At 64.3% G+C, this 16,413-nt stretch carries 19 protein-coding genes and 1 tRNA gene; 13 read left to right on the plus strand and 7 right to left on the minus strand.

The window, feature by feature from the left end; genetic code table 11:
* The first annotated feature begins 10 nt into the window (after positions 1-10).
* Both SC1_RS06345 and SC1_RS06350 read left to right on the plus strand, forming a co-directional pair.
* Entirely contained in the window at positions 11-346 is a 336-nt protein-coding gene (locus SC1_RS06345; RefSeq protein ID WP_062183701.1) for a low molecular weight protein tyrosine phosphatase family protein, read from the plus strand.
* Positions 347-389: 43 nt separating this feature from the next.
* Positions 390-740 carry a DUF2200 domain-containing protein gene (locus SC1_RS06350; RefSeq protein WP_062179062.1) on the plus strand — a complete coding sequence of 117 codons (351 nt, stop codon included), beginning with the start codon at positions 390-392 and terminating at the stop codon, positions 738-740.
* Between the two features lie 172 nt (positions 741-912).
* On the opposite strand, the gene SC1_RS06355 is transcribed toward SC1_RS06350, so the two are convergent.
* Together SC1_RS06355 and SC1_RS06360 are read right to left on the minus strand one after the other, a co-directional pair.
* Positions 913-1,368, minus strand: a complete 456-nt coding sequence (locus SC1_RS06355; protein ID WP_062179065.1) for a nuclear transport factor 2 family protein — start codon at positions 1,366-1,368, stop codon at positions 913-915.
* A 149-nt stretch (positions 1,369-1,517) separates the two neighbouring features.
* Positions 1,518-2,390 carry a LysR family transcriptional regulator gene (locus SC1_RS06360; protein ID WP_062179068.1) on the minus strand — a complete coding sequence of 291 codons (873 nt, stop codon included), beginning with the start codon at positions 2,388-2,390 and terminating at the stop codon, positions 1,518-1,520.
* A 150-nt stretch (positions 2,391-2,540) separates the two neighbouring features.
* Here SC1_RS06360 and bla point away from each other — a divergent pair, with 150 nt between their 5' ends.
* On the plus strand, positions 2,541-3,458 hold the full coding sequence (gene bla / locus SC1_RS06365) for a subclass B3 metallo-beta-lactamase (protein WP_062179070.1): 918 nt from the start codon (positions 2,541-2,543) through the stop codon (positions 3,456-3,458).
* A gap of 67 nt (positions 3,459-3,525) precedes the next feature.
* Here the strand turns inward: bla and SC1_RS06370 are convergent, their stop codons facing one another.
* On the minus strand, positions 3,526-4,794 hold the full coding sequence (locus SC1_RS06370; RefSeq protein ID WP_062179072.1) for an SPOR domain-containing protein: 1,269 nt from the start codon (positions 4,792-4,794) through the stop codon (positions 3,526-3,528).
* A gap of 259 nt (positions 4,795-5,053) precedes the next feature.
* On the opposite strand from SC1_RS06370, the gene SC1_RS06375 reads away from it, so the two are divergent.
* From SC1_RS06375 to SC1_RS06385, 3 genes are read left to right on the plus strand one after another with little or no spacing between them, the layout of a single operon-like run.
* On the plus strand, positions 5,054-5,776 hold the full coding sequence (locus SC1_RS06375; protein WP_062179075.1) for a ParA family protein: 723 nt from the start codon (positions 5,054-5,056) through the stop codon (positions 5,774-5,776).
* 17 nt (positions 5,777-5,793) lie between these two features.
* Positions 5,794-6,486, plus strand: a complete 693-nt coding sequence (locus tag SC1_RS06380; protein WP_062179078.1) for a hypothetical protein — start codon at positions 5,794-5,796, stop codon at positions 6,484-6,486.
* A 20-nt stretch (positions 6,487-6,506) separates the two neighbouring features.
* The gene (locus SC1_RS06385) at positions 6,507-7,898 is read left to right on the plus strand and encodes an SPOR domain-containing protein (protein ID WP_062179081.1); all 1,392 of its coding nucleotides are present in this window, start codon (positions 6,507-6,509) and stop codon (positions 7,896-7,898) included.
* Between the two features lie 447 nt (positions 7,899-8,345).
* Here SC1_RS06385 and SC1_RS21805 read toward each other — a convergent pair whose 3' ends face one another.
* Positions 8,346-8,549: a hypothetical protein gene (locus SC1_RS21805; protein WP_152682311.1), complete on the minus strand. Its 204-nt coding sequence runs from the start codon at positions 8,547-8,549 to the stop codon at positions 8,346-8,348.
* Positions 8,550-8,663: 114 nt separating this feature from the next.
* On the minus strand, positions 8,664-9,314 hold the full coding sequence (locus tag SC1_RS06390; protein ID WP_062179085.1) for a hypothetical protein: 651 nt from the start codon (positions 9,312-9,314) through the stop codon (positions 8,664-8,666).
* Positions 9,315-9,380: 66 nt separating this feature from the next.
* Here SC1_RS06390 and SC1_RS06395 point away from each other — a divergent pair, with 66 nt between their 5' ends.
* Positions 9,381-10,976, plus strand: a complete 1,596-nt coding sequence (locus SC1_RS06395) for a peptide chain release factor 3 (RefSeq protein WP_062179088.1) — start codon at positions 9,381-9,383, stop codon at positions 10,974-10,976.
* Positions 10,977-11,031: 55 nt separating this feature from the next.
* Positions 11,032-11,490 (plus strand): hypothetical protein, encoded by a 459-nt coding sequence (locus tag SC1_RS06400; protein WP_152682312.1) that lies wholly within the window; start codon positions 11,032-11,034, stop codon positions 11,488-11,490.
* Here the strand turns inward: SC1_RS06400 and dinB are convergent.
* Complete coding sequence (gene dinB, locus SC1_RS06405; protein WP_062179095.1) at positions 11,483-12,610, minus strand: DNA polymerase IV; 1,128 nt, start codon at positions 12,608-12,610, stop codon at positions 11,483-11,485. The two genes, SC1_RS06400 and dinB, sit on opposite strands and share 8 nt — an antisense overlap.
* Before the next feature lie 89 nt (positions 12,611-12,699).
* Between dinB and SC1_RS06410 the strand changes: the two genes are divergently transcribed.
* Positions 12,700-12,773: transfer RNA gene (locus SC1_RS06410), tRNA-Gly, on the plus strand.
* Positions 12,774-12,922: 149 nt separating this feature from the next.
* Positions 12,923-13,339 (plus strand): Rap1a/Tai family immunity protein, encoded by a 417-nt coding sequence (locus SC1_RS06415; RefSeq protein ID WP_062179098.1) that lies wholly within the window; start codon positions 12,923-12,925, stop codon positions 13,337-13,339.
* Positions 13,340-13,399: 60 nt separating this feature from the next.
* Here SC1_RS06415 and SC1_RS06420 read toward each other — a convergent pair whose 3' ends face one another.
* Positions 13,400-13,903, minus strand: a complete 504-nt coding sequence (locus tag SC1_RS06420; RefSeq protein WP_062183702.1) for an FKBP-type peptidyl-prolyl cis-trans isomerase — start codon at positions 13,901-13,903, stop codon at positions 13,400-13,402.
* A gap of 210 nt (positions 13,904-14,113) precedes the next feature.
* Between SC1_RS06420 and SC1_RS21495 the strand changes: the two genes are divergently transcribed.
* The 3 genes from SC1_RS21495 (at position 14,114) to SC1_RS06430 (ending at position 16,285) form a co-directional block, all read left to right on the plus strand.
* Positions 14,114-14,287, plus strand: coding sequence for a DUF1328 domain-containing protein (locus SC1_RS21495; RefSeq protein WP_083435707.1), 174 nt, complete (start codon positions 14,114-14,116; stop codon positions 14,285-14,287).
* Between the two features lie 329 nt (positions 14,288-14,616).
* Positions 14,617-15,564 carry an alpha/beta hydrolase gene (locus SC1_RS06425; protein WP_083435708.1) on the plus strand — a complete coding sequence of 316 codons (948 nt, stop codon included), beginning with the start codon at positions 14,617-14,619 and terminating at the stop codon, positions 15,562-15,564.
* Positions 15,565-15,697: 133 nt separating this feature from the next.
* Positions 15,698-16,285, plus strand: coding sequence for an EF-hand domain-containing protein (locus SC1_RS06430; RefSeq protein WP_062179102.1), 588 nt, complete (start codon positions 15,698-15,700; stop codon positions 16,283-16,285).
* Positions 16,286-16,413 lie beyond the last annotated feature (128 nt).

The following is a 16,413-nucleotide window of genomic DNA, read 5'->3' on the forward strand; positions in this document are numbered from 1 at the left end:
GCTGGGCCATTTGGCGAAGGTAACCAACATCCTGTTTGTGTGCAGCCAGAACAAGCTGCGTAGCCCAACCGCCGAGCAGATATTCGCAGGCCATCCGGGAATCGAAACGGACTCGGCGGGAACCAATAATGATGCAGAGAACCCGCTGACGTCAGAGCTTGTGCGTTGGGCGGATATGATCTTCGTGATGGAAAAGACGCATCGGAACAAGCTGCAGAAGCGATACCGGGCGGCGCTGAAAGATGCGCGCGTCATCTGTCTCGACATCCCGGACGATTATGAATTCATGGATGAAGCGCTTGTCCAGCTTTTGGAGGCCAAGGTGCCCCGCTATCTGCCGATTTAGGTTTCGCGACGCGCCTCGACCGAGGCGAAATGTGGAGGTCCTCATGACGAAGCACCGCATCTATTCGATCAGCGTCGCGAGCGTTTATCCGCACTATATCACCAAGGCCGAGAAAAAGGGGCGGACGAAGGCCGAGGTGGACGAGATTATTCGCTGGCTGACGGGCTATAGTCAGGCGGCGCTCGAGGCTGAGTTGGCGAAGGGTGCGACTTTCGAGGATTTCTTTGCGCGGGCGCCGAAGCTGAACCCGGCGCGAGAGCTGATTACCGGCGTGATTTGCGGCATCAGGGTCGAAAATATCGAAGAGCCGCTGATGCGCGAGCTGCGCTATATGGACAAGCTGATCGACGAACTCGCGAAGGGCAAGAAAATGGAGAAGATCTTGCGTGGGTGACGGCGGGCGGCGACCGGAACCTACCCTCTCCATTATCGTCACCCCGGACTTGATCCGGGGTCCCGCTATTTCGTGAAGCGGGCCGGTGCCTTCAAAAAGCGGGATCACGGATCAAGTCCGGGATGACGAAGAACCAAGGAAGCGACGCCCGCTCCCCACTCCAATGCTGCCCTCAATCCTCGATCGGCGCGGCACCGGCCTCGGCGTAACCCGTATCCGCAAGCCGCTTCAGCGCGGCGGCATATTTGGCTGTGTCGAGATAGGGGTGGAGACTGACGATCTTGCCCCAGCGCAGGCGGATGATGTGGACGCCGTCGTTGACGTAGCTGGTATCGCCGTCGGCCATCACCGCGCGGTCGCGCCATTCGATCACCGCGGTCGTGTCCCACGGCATGCCGCTCGATGCGATATGCTTGATCTCGAATTTCAGGACGGGATGGACGGCGAAGAGGCGCTGGAACCATGCGCGCAGGCCCACCTTGGTGTGGCGCGTGCCGCCGAGGGCATGGTCGCCAGGGAAGATATGCTCGAAGCGGTCGGCCATGCCGGCGAGCGCGGACTCCCAGTCGCCGCGGCTGAGGCCGTCGAAAATCTTGCGCACCTGATGGCGGACGATGGCGTGATACATGCTGAACTCCTTCCGTGTTTACATCGTTAACATTGGGAGCGCTCAGATGGGATTTATGTTTACAATGTCAACACTGTCCGTGAAGAATGGATCCTGGATCAAGTCCGGGATGACGAAGCTTAGGGTTCTTCTGATTTATTATCAGTGGTTTATGGAGTCTCTATCTCTTCGCTCAGCCAGCGCCGAAAGCGCAGCATCGCGTCGCTTTCGGGGCGTGACATCAGGCGGGTGAGCCAATAGCGGCCGGCGTCGATCGTGACCGCGAAAGGCTGGACGAGCAACTCTGCGGCGAGCTCGCGCGTGAACATCGCGGGGGGTGCGAGCGCGACGCCTTGGCCTGCGGCGGCGGCGGTGGCCATCAGCGCCGAACTGTCGAAGACGGGGCCGCGGAGCACAGGGACGGGGACGCCTGCGGCGGCGAACCATAGCGCCCATTCGTCGGCGCGATACGAGCGGAGCAGATGTTCGTGAACCAGGTCGGCAGGGCTTTTGAGGCGCGCGGCGATCGTGGGGGCGCAGATCGGCGCCATGGGCGCGGCGAGCAAGGGCTCGGCGTGGGTGCCGTGCCAGGCTCCGTCGCCGAAGCGGATCGCATAGTCGAGCGCTTCGCCTGCGAGGTCGACGCGGTTGTTGTTGGTCGAGATGCGCAGGTCGATCGTCGGATGCGCGCGTGCGAAGGCGCCGAGGCGCGGGAGCAGCCAGCCGGTGGCGAACGTACCGACGACGCCGACCTTGAGCGCCTCGCGGAAGCGGCCGTCGGCATATTGATCGAGCGTCGCGGCGACGCGGTCGAATGCCTCGGCGACGACAGGGACAAGCGCATGCCCCTCGTCAGTGAGCGCGAGCCCGCGCGGCAGGCGGTGGAAAAGGCGGGTGCCGAGGCGGCGCTCGAGCTGAGCCACTTGATGACTGACCGCGCCTTGGCTGACGCAGAGTTCGATCGCGGCGCGGGTGAAATTGAGGTGGCGGGCCGCGGCCTCGAAGGCGCGAAGGGCGTTCAAGGGGAGCTGGGCGCGGTCCATGGGTCTTGCTTCTATTACCTCTCTGGCCCGGTCACCCCGGATCAAATTCGGGACGACGAAATATATGAGAAATTCTCATGGCTTTGTCGAGAAATGATGCTTTGTGAGCGCCGCCGTGTCGCGGCATCCCGGTGGGGAAGGGAGACGAAAATGATCGCAATGATGACAATCGCCGTCTGGCTGGCCGGGGTGAATCATGTGCCGCTGCCGCTGGTTGACGAGGCGAATGCGCAAATGGCCGCGGGCGGAGTGGCGCCGGAGACGGATGACCCGCTGACGCGGCCGATGGCGGTCGAGCGGGCCAAGGAATGGCTGGCGCCGGCCGATCCGGAGAAGATTTTCGGGACGAGCTACCTTGTCGGATTCGGGGGGATGAGCGTTGCGCTGATCGATACGGGCGACGGATTGGTGCTGATCGACGGGGCGCTGCCACAGGGCGCGCCTGGGATACTCGCCAATGTCCGCAAGCTCGGTTTCGACCCTAAAGACATCAAATTTATTCTGAGCACCGAGCCGCATTTCGACCATGCTGGCGGGCTCGCCGCGCTTGCGCGCGATACCGGCGCGACGGTGGTCGCGAGCGCGCGCGGCGCCCAAGGGCTGCGCTCCGGGAGACATGCGAAGGACGACCCGCAGCTGGCCTATGGCGGGAGTTGGCCCGCGGTGACGCGGCTGCGCGTGATCGGTGATGGCGAGGTGTTGAAGCTTGGCAAGACCGCGATTGCCGCGGTCGCGACGCCGGGGCACACGATGGGCAGCATGAGCTGGCGCTGGCAGGCATGCGAGGGTAGGTCTTGCAAGACAATTGTCTTCGCATCGAGCCTCAATCCGGTGTCGGCCGATGGCTATCGCTATACGGCGGCCGCGAGCGCGCCGATCGTCGCGGGGTTCGAGGAAAGCTATCGCAAGATGGATGCGACGGCGTGCGACATATTGATTTCGGCGCACCCCGACAATGCAGGGCCGGGGCGGTACAATGACCAGCCGGGCGCATGTCGCACCTACGCCGACCGCTCACGCAAGTTGCTGGCAAAGCGGCTCGCCGATGAAAAGGCGGGTGTGAAATAGCGTTCAAACCCGTTCTTATCGATCTTGCGAGCTCTCGCGTCGGGCCGCTGCCCGATCAGGAGCCTTTCTATTTATCGACCACCAGGCAGGCCTGATCGCCCTTGCGCACCGAGGCGCAGAAGCTTTCGGCTTCGCCCTTGTTCGCAAAGCCGCCGGCGAGGAGGCGCGTCAGCTTGCCGTTCTTGACGAGGAAGGGCGTGCGGTCGGCGAAGGCGGGGTTTTTCTTTTCGAGCGAAGCCCAGAGGTTGCGGGCGTTCGCTTCGACGCCGAAGGCGCCGAGCTGCGCGCGCCAGGGGCTGGCGGCCGCGCCGCTGTGGACGCGGGCGGGCGCCGGAGCGGCTGCGGTCGCGACGGGTGCCGGCTTGACTGGCACGGCTTTGGGCTCGGTGGGTTTCGGCGCGGCGGGTTTTGACGGGGCCTTGACCGGTTCGGCTTTGGGCGGGAGCTTGCCGCTTTCGGGTGGTGCGGCATAGGTCGTACCCGGGCGGCCCGTCGCGGCGACGGCGCTGGCTGTCGCTTCGGCGGCGGCCGCTGCGGCGGCACTTGCGGCGGGCGATGCCGGCACCGCAACGCTGCGGATCGGTTCGGGTGCAGGCTTGGCGGCGGGGGCGGCCCGCGACGTGTCGATCACCGGCGGCGGCGTGTAGCTGGTGCCGGGAGTCGATGCGGGCAGGCTGGCGACCTTCACCGGCGAGGCGGCGGGTACGGGTTTCGGAGCCGGCGGCGCGGCTGCACCCACCGCGGCGAGGCGGGCTTGCTGTTCGCCGCGCTCGATTTCGGGCAGCATCGCGAGGCCGCGCTGACGCTGATCGAGCGGGATCAGATTGTCGAGTTGGGCAAGCCGCGCCGAGGCAATGTCGAGGCCGGCGTCGCTTGCGCGCTTGGTGAGTGCGTAGGCGCGCGGCCAGTCCTGCTTTGCGAGGTCGCCGTTGAAGTGGGCGGTGCCGAGGACATATTGCGCGCGCGGTTCGCCGCGCGCGGCCGAGGCGATGATAAAGGGCATCGCCTCTGTCCTGCGGTTCGCGGTGAAGAGGACGAGGCCGAGATTATCCTCCGCCTGCAAATGCCCCTGCTTTGCGGCGCGGCGATACCATGCCTCTGCCTGTACGAGATCGGCAGGGACGCCGCGGCCAAGCTTATAGGCCTGGCCAAGGTTGAACTGCGCATCGGCGTCGCCCGAAATCGCAAGCGGCCGCCATTCGGCGACTGCCGCCTGGTAATTACCCGCCTGCCAGGCATCGACGCCATCCTTGACGTCGGCACGGGCCGTTGTCGCCAGCATCGATGCCGCGATCAGCGGCAGGGCCAGTGAAATGGCGGTGCGGAATGAACGCATCTTATTCTCCAATGACTTGCGCCGTATGACCCCGGCTGCAATCCCCGAATACCTTATAACGTCAATTGGCTAACACGGTGTTAGCGACAAAAGCGGGCCGGCCGAATCTGACCCGTTCCGGGACAGGTCGGCATTAGGGTCGGGTTTACCATATCCGCGAGCAAGTCGTTCACCCTCTTTTTGTCATCGTTAACCCAATTTTAGCGCCCCGCATGGCATCCCTTCCGCCGAATATTGGATTTTCCGAGGGGGTAACGCAGTGCGCGTATTGGCATTGGCTTCACAGAAGGGCGGGTCGGGCAAGACCACGCTGTCGGGGCACCTCGCGGTGCAGGCGCAGCTTGCGGGCGCTGGCCCCGTCGTTCTGATCGACATCGATCCGCAGGGCTCGCTCGCCGACTGGTGGAACGAGCGCGAAACCGACCTTCCGGCGTTCGCCCAGACCACCGTCGCACGGCTGGCATCCGACCTTGAAATCCTGCGCCAGCAGGGCTTCAAGCTCGCGGTTATCGACACCCCGCCGGCGATCACCATGGCGATCCAGAGCGTGATTTCGGTCGCCGAACTGATCGTCGTTCCAACGCGGCCGAGCCCGCACGACCTTCGCGCCGTCGGCGCCACCGTCGACCTTTGCGAACGCGCCGGCAAGCCGCTGGTCTTCGTCGTCAACGCGGCGACCCCGAAAGCGAAAATCACCAGCGAGGCCGCGGTCGCGCTGTCGCAGCATGGCACGGTCGCACCGGTCACGCTGCACCACCGTACCGATTATGCCGCGTCGATGATCGACGGCCGCACGGTGATGGAAGTCGATCCGAATGGCCGCTCGGCCGAGGAAATCCGCCAGCTCTGGACTTATATGAACGACCGCCTCGAAAAGAATTTCCGTCGTACCGTATTTGCCGCGCCCGCCCCGACACAGGGCAATTATGGCGCGGTTCGCCCGATGGGTGGTGGCTTCGGCCGCCGCGTCGCCGGTCAGTGACGGGGAGCACGGAAACCATGGGCGAACCCAAACCCCTCGCATCGCTGAGCGCCGGACTTCTGGCCCGCAAGGGCGGAGCGCGTCCCGCCATGCGCCGCCAGCCGCTCGGCAGCGGCCCCGCACCGCTGAACAGCATGGGCTATGACGACCTTGGCTGGAACGACATGGGATATGATGTCGACCCCGACCAGTCGGCCGAACCCGCGCGCCTTGTCGACCTGAAGCCGCTGCTCACCGGATCGGTGCTTGCGCATAATGTCGAAGCCGAACATGCGGTCGACGACAGCGCTGGCCATGTTCTGGCGCCCGAGTTTACCGGCGATTTGACCGGCCAGCTTGCCGGGATGGCGGGCAGCTTCGACGCCGAGCCGTTCGAGGCCGAAGCACCCGAAGTTCCGGAAGTCGTCCGCCAGCAGGAATCGCTGATCGAGCGCGTCGCCGCGGTGGCGCGCAAGGTCGAAGCGCGTCCCGCGCCGGCTCCGAAGAAGGAAAAGGCACCGCGCGCATTGCGGGCCCGGGAAAAGGCGGCGTTCACGCTGCGCCTCGACGCCGAGCGACACCTGCGCCTGCGCCTGGCAAGCGCGGTGACGAACCGGTCGTCGCAGGTGATCCTGACCGACCTGCTGGACGAATATCTGTCGTCGCTGCCCGAAATCGACGCGATGGCGAGCCGTTTGCCCGCCGCGCGTCCGGTGCGCGGACAACGCTGAAGACTTTTGGGGGATCTGTCATGAACCGCAAGATGCTGAAGAATCTGGCCGTTTCCGGTTTCGTCCTTGGCGTGGCCACGGGGTGCAGCGGCATGGGCAAGATGGCCGACGCGCCTTCGCGCGCCGCCGGGACGCCCATCGTGGCCGCGAAGTCGGCCGATCAGGCGCGCGTCGCGCTTGAAGCCGGCAAGCCGAGCAAGGCCGTCAGCCTCGCCGAAGCGGCGGTGGCGGGCAGCCCGCGTGACGCGGGCTATCGCGCGCTGCTGGGTCAGGCCTATCTGGGTAATGGCCGGTTCGCATCGGCGACCGCGGCGCTGACCGAGGCGATGGAACTCGGCGCGACCGACAGCAATACGGTCCTCTCGCTCGCGCTGGCGCAGATCGCACAGAACAAGAATCAACAGGCGGTCGCTCTGCTGACCCAGCATCGCGACACCGTGCCGGCGTCGGATCTCGGGCTCGCGCTCGCGCTTGCCGGCGATGCCGAAGGCTCGCTTTACGTGCTGAACGAAGCGTCGCGCGAAAAGGATGCCGATGCGCGGACGCGGCAGAATTTTGCGCTGGCGCTCGCATTGTCGGGCCGCTGGGCGCAAGCGCGCATGATCGCGTCGCAGGATCTGTCGCTCGCAAAGCTCGAAGGGCGGATGGCGGAATGGTCGAAGCTGGCCGAACAGCCGAATGCGCAGGTTCGCATCGCTAGCCTGATGGGCACCACTGCGCGGGAGGATGCGGGCATGCCGGTCCGCCTCGCGCTGAGCAATTTCGGCGACACGCAGATGGCCGCGGCGGGGCCCGCGGTGCAACTCGCCAGCGCCGATCCGGCGCCGGTCGCGGACTATGCGCCGCCGCCGCCGGTTCTGGCCGATGCGAGCAGCGCGATCCGCAGCGTCGAACTGCCGATGCCCGAGCGCAATGCCGATGGCGTCGTGCCGGTGACCGAATTGCCGCAGCCGAAGCCGGCGGGCGAAGTGATCATGGCGGACGCCGCGCCGTACCGCGCCGCGCCGCACGCCCAGGACGAAGGACGGATTCGCCCGGCACAGAAACAGGCGATCGAACTGGCGACGGTGCTGATCCCGAAGGCGATGGGCTTCGATGCGAAGAAGCCGACCGGCTGGGCAGTACAACTTGGCGCCTATGACAGCCTCGGCATCGCGCGGGAAAAATGGGGCACGCTGAAAAAGCGCAACGGCGTTCTCGCGAATTTCCCGGCATCGAGCCACGCCGCGACGGTGAACGGCCGCAATTTCTATCGCCTGACGGTGAACGGGCTTGCGACGCGCGCCGATGCGACGAGCCTTTGCAACCAGTTGAAGGCGCAGGGTCAGACCTGCTTCGTCCGCGCCATGGGCGGCGGCGAGGCGATCCAGTGGGCGGCAAAAGCCGGCGCGATGAGGCTCGCCTCGCGCTGATATAAGTTTCAAGAAAACGGGGGGAGGGGCGTGGCCGAAAGGCTGCGCCTCTCTGTTTTTGGGCGGCGGGTTTCGATTGGTGGGGGGGCGCGTCATCCGGCCCGCGGCTGGGTCCTGGCTGGTTTCGACCGATTGCGGACCCTGCCATCCTCGTCACCCCGGACTTGATCCGGGGTCCCGCTTGAGGCCGAAGCCAGTGAATGCACCAAAAAGCGGGATCGCGGGTCAAGCCCGGGATGACGGAAGTGGGGGACGGGGTGTCCGCTCCCCAATATAAAACAAACACCGCCTTCAATTAGGTCTTTCCTACATTATTCGGCCGTGCCAGCCTTCATCCGGCTCTTTCACTCGGTGAACAAAAAGGTGGTCGCTGCCCGGCTTGCGGGTACGACCATGATCGGACGTGCGGCGCACATCCAACACGCCGCGACGGGCAAATCGGGGCGCTCATAGGGCTGAACTTTCCTGAACTTTGGAATATTGCGCGGCCCTTGCGCCGACCCGATCTGGATCCAGCCGGGCGATGTCCAAAGAGGGCAACGTCAGCTCACCACCCCAAAACGGCCTCCCTTCACCCGCAAAATGCGGTTTTCCTACATTATTCCTCTGTGCCAGCCTCGGGCCTGGATTTTTGATCTCGTCGATATCCATTCGTTCGCCTAACGCGACAAAGGAGACAGTTTTGGCGTGTGCATGCGTATCTTTTGTCGGCTTAAAGCCACAAAGGACATAAATTCGGGGCGCGCATGCGGGGCTTTTGCGGCTTTAAGGGGCGCCCAGCCGCCGAAACCGCATATCGCCCTCGGCGCGGTGCAGCGTCAGTCCGCCTTCGCTCTTCTCCGCGCACGCACCCTCGAAATTCACGACGCCCATATCGTTGGGGACGATGGTAACGCGCAGCTTGCCGCCGTCGGTCTCGGTCAATTCATAGCGTGGCGCGGTGACGCCATAGATGGGCTCGCGAACTTTGATCCAGCGCGGCACCCGCTTGTCGTCCTCGGGCATCGTCCAGCCATAGGTCTGGGTATAGTCTTCCATAGGATCGCCGCTGTCGAAGCCGATGATGAAATCGACCCCTGCGACCCCCTTGCCGTTGGGCCAGGTGACGAGCAGCGTGGGGACAGCGCCCTCGACCTCGATCAACGCGCCTTTCTCCATCGCGGGAGGCACCGGCTTCGGATCGGTGGTGAGGCAGATCGTGTCGCCGCGCATTTCCCAGCGGCCCTCGGCCTGCTCGTCGAGGGCGCCCGCAGCGAGCATATATTGGAAGCGGCCGTCGTTGCGGATCAGCAGCCCGCCGCCGACGTCGGGCCCTTCCGCAAGGCGATATTCGCCGACAAAGGGAGAATCCTGCGCCGCAGCAGGAGCAGCGATCAGGGCGGCGGCGAGGAGCAGGTTGCGCATGAGGTCGATCATGCGGCCGCTGGGGCGACGACGCCAGCCCCTTTCCACATCTCGCCCCACCTGCTAGGCGCCCGCGCCATGATAGCTCCGCACCCAGACCGCCGTACCTTCGCCATCATCTCGCACCCCGACGCGGGCAAGACGACGCTGACCGAGAAATTGCTCGTCGCGGGCGGCGCGATCCATATCGCGGGCGAGGTCAAGGCGCGCGGTGCTGCGCGGCGCGCACGTTCCGACTGGATGAAGATCGAACAGCAGCGCGGGATTTCGGTGACCTCGTCGGTGATGACCTTCGAACATGCCGGGCTGATCTTCAACCTGCTCGACACGCCGGGGCACGAGGATTTCAGTGAGGATACCTACCGCACGCTGACCGCCGTCGATAGCGCGGTGATGGTGATCGACGCCGCCAAGGGTATCGAACCGCAAACGCTCAAGCTGTTCGAGGTGTGCCGCCTGCGCTCCGTCCCGATCATTACCTTCATCAACAAGGTCGACCGCGAAGGCCAGACGCCGTTCGAACTGCTCGACGAGGTTGCCGACCGGCTGGCGCTCGACGTCTGCCCGATGAACTGGCCCGTAGGCATGGGCGGACAGTTTGAGGGGATTTACGACCTCGTCGATCCTGCGCTGATGGTGCCGGGCGGCGAAGCTTCGCGTATGTATGAGGGCGATCGGATCGCGGTCGAGGGCCTCGACGATCCGCGCCTTGCGGCGAAGCTCAGCGCCGATGCGATGGCATTGCTCAGGGAAGAGACCGAGCTGGCGTCGGCCTGCTACGCGCCGTTCGATGCGGCCGCCTATCGTAACGGCGATCTGACGCCGGTGTTCTTCGGCTCGGCGCTCAAGGAATTCGGCGTCGTCGACCTGCTCGCGGGGCTGGCGAACCATGCGCCGGGGCCGCAGCCGCAGCCCGCCGAGCCCGCGCCGGTACAGCCCGACGACGATGCCGTCACCGGCTTTGTATTCAAGGTACAGGCGAATATGAACCCGGCGCACCGCGACCGCATTGCCTTCATGCGCCTCTGCTCGGGCAAGTTCGAACGCGGTATGCGGCTGATGCAGGGCGGGACGGGCAAGGCGATCGCGATCAGCCGCCCGATGCTCTTTCTCGCGCAGGACCGCGAAATGGCCGAAGAGGCGTTCCCGGGCGACATCATCGGCATTCCGAACCATGGCACGCTGCGCGTCGGCGACACGCTTTCCGAACGCAGCGACATCACGATCACCGGTCTGCCGAATTTCGCGCCCGAAATCCTGCGCCGCGTCGCGCTGGTCGACCCCACGAAGACAAAGCAGCTTCGCAAAGCGCTCGACGACATGGCCGAGGAGGGGATCATCCAGGTCTTCTATCCCGAGATCGGATCGAACATGATCGTCGGCGTCGTCGGGCAGCTTCAATTGGACGTACTGATCAGCCGGCTAGAGGCCGAATATAAGGTCGAGGCGAAGCTTGAGCAGTCGCCGTGGGATACCGCGCGCTGGATTGCGAGCGAGGATGCGACGGCGCTGAAGGCGTTCCAGGCCGACAATCGCGGTGCCGCGGCGACCGACCGCGACGGCGCGCCGGTGTTCATGGCGAAGGACGCGTGGGAAGTCGGCTATGTGACCCAACGCAATCCGTCGATCCGCTTCACGGCGACCAAGGAACGCGTGTTCGCCGACGCGGGTTGATCGGATCGCCTAATTCCGCCACCATGACGTCACTGTCAGCGGAGGTGGGGTATCGATGCGTAGATGGTTTTTGGCGCTCGCCGCAATGGCGTGCAGCGTGCCGGCGGCGGCGCAGACGATTGCGATGCCGATCGACAGGGGCTTCTGGATCAGCGCGACCGACAAATGCGCGTCGGTGACCAACGGCTATGCCTATGACGGCAAGCGCTGGGGCGCGGTCTATTATTATGGACCGAAAGCCAGCATGGGGCCGGTCGCCGAGTTGGAGGCGATCGGGCGCACCACCGCTCTGAAAAACGGCTTTACCCATATGCAATTGGGACCGACCGAGAGCGTGGGCTATTTCCATGTGAAGTCGTTGTCGCCCGACCGCATGATGCTGCGCACCGGCGCTCCGGGGCCCGAGGGTATCCAGGTGATGGACGAGACGCTGATACGCTGCAACTTCGCTTCGCTGTCGCCCAAGATGCAGGCAGCAATGCGGCGTTTCACGCCTGCCCTGGTAGCTAGATAAGGCTGAGCAGGTCGGCGGGGGCGGCCACGACTTCCCCATCATCCTCTTCGCCCTCGAATTTGCTCAGGGTCACGCCCAGCAGGCGGATGCCCTGTTCGGTCGGGAGTAATGGCGCGAGGATGGCTTCACCCGCAGCAAGCAGCGAACTGCCGTCGAGGATGGGCATGGCGACCGATTTGGCGCGCGTGATCGTCCTGAAATCGGCGTAGCGCAGCTTGAGCGTCACGGTGCGACCGCGCGCGCCCTTCTTCGCCACGCGGTCCCACACGACGGTACAGACATGCGCGAGCGCCTCGCGGATTTCGGTGTCGGTAATCAGGTCGTTGAAAAAGGTGCGCTCGCCGCCCAACGACTTCAGCGGCCGGTTCGACTTGACGCGGCGATGGTCGATCCCGCGCGCGAGATTCCAGAGCCATTCGGCGCTGTTGCCGAAATTCTCGGCGAGCCACATCGGGTCTTTCGCCGCAAGGTCTGCGCCCGAGAAGATGCCAAGCCCTTCCATTTTGGCCGCGGTGACCGGCCCGATGCCGTGAAAACGGCGGATCGACAATGTCTGGACAAAGGCCGCGCCGCGGCCCGGCGGAATGACGGTCAGGCCATCGGGCTTGTTCTGGTCCGACGCGAGTTTGGCGATGAATTTATTGTACGAGACGCCGGCGGAGGCGGTGAGGCCGGTTTCGGCGCGGATGCGTTGGCGGATCAGCTTCGCCGCCGCGGTCGCGCTACCGAGGTCAGCCTTGTCGGCGCTGACGTCCAGATAGGCCTCGTCAAGCGACAGCGGTTCGACCTCGTCGGCATAGTCGCGGAAAATGGCGCGGATCTGATGCGAAATGTCGCGATACACTTCGAAACGCGGCGGGACGAAAATCAGGTCAGGGCATTGACGCTTGGCGGTGATGCTCGGCATCGCCGAGCGAACGCCGAACTTGCGCGCTTCGTAACTTGCGGCCGCGACGACGCCGCGTCGCGACGATCCGCCTACTGCAACCGGTTTGCCACGCAACGCGGGATCGTCACGCTGTTCGACCGATGCGTAGAAAGCATCCATGTCGACATGGATGATCTTGCGGACCGGGGCCTCCGCGGCATCGTCGGTGTCATGGTCTTCGCCGTCCTGCACGGCGCATCTTTAGCATGTTGCCAAGATGTTCTCAATGATGCGCTTGACTGCGGGCGGTCAAAATGGCAATCGCCGCCGACCTTGGAGATGCGGGTATAGCATAGTGGTAATGCTCTAGCCTTCCAAGCTAGCTAGGCGGGTTCGATTCCCGCTACCCGCTCCAACTTCCGAAATCTCATATAGTCGGCCCTGCGCCTTCGTCCGGCGTTCGCGTTCAGGCGATATCCCGCTCGATGCAGCCTGTCGCATATCATTAGGCCGTCGGGTACTTAGGGTATAGAATATGCCACAGGACAGACCCGGGGAGGGCGAATGAAGCAATTGGTTGCTCTGGCGCTGCTGGCGGCGCTGACTCCGGCCGACGGCGCGGCCTTTCAACCGCGCGAAAGCCTCGCGGGCGGGAATTCCTATTATAATCAGTGTGTAGCAAGCGCGAAGGACTATAGCGCCTGCATCGGATATTTCATGGGCATGGCCGATGCGCCTGTGATGAACGCAGACAAGTCCGCCGAACAGGCGGTCTATTGCCTGCCGCCGGGCGCGACCTATGAACAGAACAGGGACGTGTTCCACAAATATCTTCGCGAGCATCCGCAAATCCGGCAAGTGTCCACGCACATGCTGTTTCTGATCGCGATGAACGCGTCCTACCCCTGCAAAAGCTCGCCGAAACTTTCGGTGGACCCGGCCACCGGCGAAGTGTTCATGTCGACATCCAAGTCACAATGACGGGCGCGACCGGAAAATTCCGGTCAGGTCCCGTCGCGCTCCGCCGGTCTCCCGCCGATGTCAGCGGGCAGGCTCGATGCCGAGCAATTCGACCGTGAACAGCAGGGTGGCGCCGCCCGGGATCGGCCCCTTGCCGACGGGGCCATAAGCGAGCTGCCACGGGATCGCGAGTTCCACCTTGTCGCCGACTCCCATCAGCGCGACGCCTTCCTGCCAGCCGTCGATTACGCGGTTCAGCGGAAAGGTCGTCGGCTCGCCGCGGCGCACCGAACTGTCGAATTCGCGGCCATCGGCGAATGTGCCGACATAATGGACGGTGACTTGATCGGTCGGGCCGGGGCGCGCGCCGCTGCCGTCGCCCGCGATGCGGCGCCAGCGCAGCCCGCTTGGTGTGACGCGCCAGCCATCGGCGCCGTTCCGCTCGGCGAGCGCGGTCATTTGTTTGTTCAGATATGCCACACCTTGCGTCGGCGCCGCGTCGCCTTGCTGGGCACCGGCCAAAGCCGGAATGCAAAGCGTCAGTGCTGCAGCGGCGAGCACCCGGTTGAGCGATGAAATGCGCATGAAACCTCCCCAGATCGATGCGCGCATAAACGCGTGGTCGGCAGGATAGGCAAGGGGCTATCTGCCGGGACACAGGAACTTTCATGCGCTGGCGTCGTTATGCCTTCGTATCAACAATCGGAGATTTGCGGCGCGGCGACCGGCCGTTTCCCCCTCGAAAGTGACGCGCTTTCGAAGCTGGTGTCGTGCGCAAATGCAAGGAGACGTCAGATGTTCAAATGGGCTTTGATTTTCGCCGTGATCGCGCTGCTTGCCGCGGTGCTCGGCTTTGGCGGCGTTGCTGGCGCGGCCGCCGGCATTGCGAAAATCCTGTTTTTCGTCGGCCTGGCTCTCGTCGTGCTGTTCCTGATCCTTGGGTCGGCTGCCGCGCGTAAGATAACCTAAAAAATATCGGCGCGGCGGGAACCTTCCGGGACCTGCCGCGTTTCATCTATCTGCTTGATCGAAAGAAAGAGTAGAATTTGACTTCTGTCTTCGGACGAAGTCTAGGGAGCCCCGCCGCAGAAATGCGACGGGGCTTACCTGTTTCCGGGCCGGACAGGCGGCGCGGACGCCGCGCTTCTAAAATGCGCCGGGTTCTCTTCTCGCTGCTCTCCATCGCTCCGCCCCGGCGTATGAACGGCTGGGCCGGTCGTCCGCACCGCTCCATTGCCAGCCGTTATGCGATTGCGGATTGGCACGGCCAAGGGACAGACGGGGGAGATTCGGAAACAATGGCAAAGGGATATCGAGCAGCGGGCGCCTTTGGCGTGGCGCTGCTTTTGGGATGTAGCGGCGCGGCGCCGGGACATGACAATGGTTCGGCAATCGCGGCGCAGGCCGCTCAGGAAGGGCATGGAAAGCCCTACGCCCTGCTGGGCAGCGAGGTTTGGGACGTGCCCGATCCGGCATCGGGCCGCGACTATCAGGTCTTTGTCAGCGTGCCGCCTTCTTACGCCAAGGAACCTCAGCGCATCTATCCGGTGCTCTATGTCACCGACGCCGACTATGCCTTTCCGGTGGTGCGGCAGATTGCGCGGCGGTTGAACGTCGAAGGGCCGAAAGTGCAGGATTTCATCCTCGTCGGCCTGTCCTATGCCAAGGGCGACGATCCGGTTCAAAGTCGGCGGCGCGACTATACACCGACTGCCCGCGGGCCGAGCGACGCTCCCGCCGATACGGTGCATGGCGGAGGCGGCGCCTATCAGCGCTATTTGCGCGATCATGTCCTTCCCTTCATCGCCGGTCGCTATCGGACGGATCCCCGGCAAAAGCTGTTCCTCGGCCATTCCTACGGCGCCTTGCTCGGGACGCAGATATTGTTCACCGATCCCGCGATGTTCGACGGCTACATCCTCGGAAGCCCCTCGCTATGGTACGACAAACGGCACATGTTTGCGGCCGAGACGGCCTATGCGGTGGCGCATCGCGACCTTGCGGCGAAGGTCTATATCTATACCGGCGAATATGAGGCGGTTCGAGAAGGCGATCCCCGCTTCAACAAGACGATGGATATGGTCGGCGATAGCGAGGCGCTGGTCGCAACGCTGAAACGGCGCGGCTATCCGGGACTGCAGATCCGGGCTGACGTACTGAATGATGAGGACCATGTATCGGTGGCGCCGCGGGGTTTTACCAAGGGCCTGACCTATTTGTTGCCTGCGCCGCTTGCTGCGAAATGAACCGAGCATCGTTTCTGCGACAATTTGCGACAATTTTTCGCCTATCCGGCAACAGGCTGGGACAAATCGTGCCTAGAACGCTTTCATCGGGACGCCGACCTCTCCTTGGCGCTCCCTCGAAGGAGTTCGTTACGTGATCAAGAAATTCTCTCTTTTGACGCTGGGTGCCGCGCTGGTCGCCGTGCCCGTTCTTGCGGCGCCCGGCGACGGTGACCGCGATGCCGTCCAAACCCGGGCCGATGTGCAAACCCGGGCAGCGGAGATGTTCGCCAAGATGGACGTCAACAAAGACGGCAAGCTTGACGCCGCCGACCGCGCCGCACGGCATGCCGAAATGCAGGCGAAGCGTTTCGCCAGCCTCGATGCCGACGGCAACGGCAGCATCAGCAAGGCCGAGTGGGACCAGCATGGCGCCGACCGTGCGGCAAAACGCGCCGAGCGCGGCGACAAGCGCGCCGAGGGCGGCGAGGGCAAGCGCGGTGGTATGCGCGGCCATCATGGCAAACGCGGCGGCCACCACGGCATGATGATGGGCAAGGCGGATAGCGACGGCGACAAGGCGATCAGCCAGGCCGAGTTCCAGACCGCGGCGCTCGCGCGCTTCGACGCGGCCGATGCGAACAAGGACGGTCAGGTCACGCCCGAGGAACGCAAGGCCCAGCGCGGTGCATGGCGTGCCAAGCGCGGCGGCGCGGCTCCGGCTGCTCCCGTCAACCCATAAGCCATTTGGCAGGGGCTGCGCGGCAAGACGCAGGCCTTCCTCCCCTCCCGGCATTGCCTTTGTTGCCGGTCCCTGCCAGCTATCGCCCATCGGTCCCCGCGGCCGGTGGGCGAACTAGCATCTCTCGA

This window comes from Sphingopyxis sp. C-1 (assembly GCF_001047015.1).
Lineage (GTDB): Bacteria > Pseudomonadota > Alphaproteobacteria > Sphingomonadales > Sphingomonadaceae > Sphingopyxis.